This is a genomic window from Saccharopolyspora sp. (assembly GCF_017434145.1).
GTDB lineage: Bacteria > Actinomycetota > Actinomycetes > Mycobacteriales > Pseudonocardiaceae > Saccharopolyspora_C > Saccharopolyspora_C galaxeae.
This window is the reverse complement of record NZ_JAFRFW010000094.1, coordinates 1-2097: the sequence shown is the minus strand read 5'-3', so window position 1 is coordinate 2097 and position 2097 is coordinate 1. Positions and strand designations below refer to the sequence as shown.

Here is a 2097-nt window from a genome sequence, read left to right as displayed (position 1 = left end):
GCCGTCGAGCACGACCAGGGCGACCCCACCCTCGTCGAGCCGGGCGATGACGGCGGGCGCGGTCGCGACCTCGAGGACGGTGATCGGGGTCTGTCCGGGGCCGGGCGGGAGCCCAGGGCGGCGGTGATCTCCGCGCGGTGGCGCGCGTTGGAGCTGTAGACGAGGACGAGCGGGGCTGCGCCGGTCATGGTTCCCACACTAGGGACGCCGGTCGGGTTACGAAGCGGATTGCGGGTAGTGCCGCGCCGCGACGTCCGGGTGCGCCCGCAGGCGGCTCTTCCAGGCGTTCGCGCCGTAGGTGTCGAAGATCGGATTGTCCGGGTCGACGGTGACGCCCGTCCGCAGGTCCGCGGGGAGTGGCAGATGCGGCATCCGCGCCGTGACGGAGGGGTTGAAAAAATAGGGCACCGAGATCCGGTCGGCGCCGGTGCTCCGGTTCAGCACCCGGTGCTCGGTGGCGTGCAGGTAGCCGTCGGTGCCCACCTCCAGCATCTCGCCCAGGTTGACGATGAAGGCACCGGGCAGCGGCGGCACGTCCACCCACTCGGCCGCGCCGGGTGGCAGCACCTGCAGGCCCTGCGACGCGGGGTCCACGAGCAGGAGCGTCAGCACGCCCGAGTCCTTGTGGGCGCCCACACCCTGCTCGGAATCCGTCCCCGCGGGGTAGCGGACGATCTTGATCAGCGTCGCCGGGTGGTCGGCGAAGGCCTCGTCGAAGACGTGCGGATCGGCGCCGAGCGATCGGGCCCACGCCCGCAGCAGCGCGAGCGAGATCCGCGACAGGTCCGCGTCCCACCGCTCCATCACCGCGCGCAGCGCAGGCAGGGACGCCGGCCACTGGTTCGGGCCGAGCAGGTTCCGGTAGTCGGGCCCCGGGCCCGACGGTGCCGCATCCTCCCGACCCAGGTCGATCTGCTCACGCCAGTCGACCTCGCCGCGGGTGAACTCCCCGCCCAGGCGGGTGTAGCCGCGGAAGTGCGGCGAGTTCGTCATCGCGATCGCGTCCTTCTCGACCTGGGGCAGCGCGAAGAAGGCGCGGGCGACGCCGAGCACCTCGTCGATGCGTTCCGGCGGCAGGCCGTGGCCCGTCAGGTAGAAGAAGCCGACGTCGTGCGCGGCGGCGCGGACGGCACCGTCGAACTGCGCGGGGTCGGTGTCGAGGAGGGCGAGGTCGAGCACCGGGACGGACATGACCGCAGGGTAGCGCCGTCGGCTCCAGGTATGAGCGGATCCGATCAGTGTGATCGGGACTTCGTGCGCGCCGGGCTTCGTGTCGCGGGTGCCGGGCACTAGGCTGGCTCCTGAGTTGCCCCCGAGCTCGGCCAGTGCATAAGGAGAGACCGTGTCCGAAATCATCCAGGTAGGCGCCCGCGAGATCCTCGATTCCCGTGGTAACCCCACGGTGGAGGTGGAGATCGTGCTGGCCGATGGCAGCTTCGCTCGTGCGGCGGTGCCGTCGGGTGCGTCGACCGGTGAGCACGAGGCCGTGGAGCTGCGCGACGGTGGTGAGCGGTACGGCGGCAAGGGCGTCACGAAGGCCGTCGAGGGTGTGCTGGATGTCATCGCGCCCGAGGTGATCGGTATCCCCGCTGACGAGCAGCGGATCATCGACCAGACCCTGCTGGATCTGGACGGCACCCCGGACAAGAGCCGCCTGGGTGCGAACGCCCTGCTGGGTGTGTCGCTGGCGGCGTCGAAGGCCGCCGCCGAGTCTGCGGCGCTGCCGCTGTTCCGGTATCTGGGTGGCCCGAACGCGCACATCCTGCCGGTGCCGATGATGAACATTCTCAACGGCGGCGCGCATGCGGACAGTGGTGTGGATGTGCAGGAGTTCATGGTCGCGCCGATCGGTGCGGAGACGTATCGGGAGTCGCTGCGCTGGGGCACCGAGGTCTACCACTCGCTGAAGTCGGTGCTCAAGAGCAAGGGGCTGAACACCGGCCTGGGCGATGAGGGTGGTTTCGCCCCGTCGGTCGCGGGCACCCGGGAGGCGCTGGAGCTGATCTCGGAGGCCGTCGCCAAGACCGGGCTCACGCTCGGCTCGGACGTGGCGTTGGCGCTGGATGTGGCGGCGACGGAGTTCTACAGCCCGGAGGG

The 2097-nt window shown here is 70.7% G+C and carries 1 protein-coding gene and 1 pseudogene; one reads left to right on the top strand and one right to left on the bottom strand.

Annotated features, from left to right (window positions below; genetic code table 11):
- Positions 1-216 precede the first annotated feature (216 nt).
- Positions 217-1191 carry a 2-oxoglutarate and iron-dependent oxygenase domain-containing protein gene (locus IJH84_RS02465; protein ID WP_295139730.1) on the bottom strand — a complete coding sequence of 325 codons (975 nt, stop codon included), beginning with the start codon at positions 1189-1191 and terminating at the stop codon, positions 217-219.
- A gap of 151 nt (positions 1192-1342) precedes the next feature.
- Here IJH84_RS02465 and eno point away from each other — a divergent pair.
- Positions 1343-2097: pseudogene (gene eno / locus IJH84_RS02460) on the top strand (phosphopyruvate hydratase); the annotation flags it as partial.

Excerpts from the sequence above, each read along its gene's own strand:
- IJH84_RS02465 (WP_295139730.1), bottom strand. The coding sequence starts at position 1,191 with ATGTCCGTCCCGGTGCTCGACCTCGCCCTCCTCGACACCGACCCCGCG.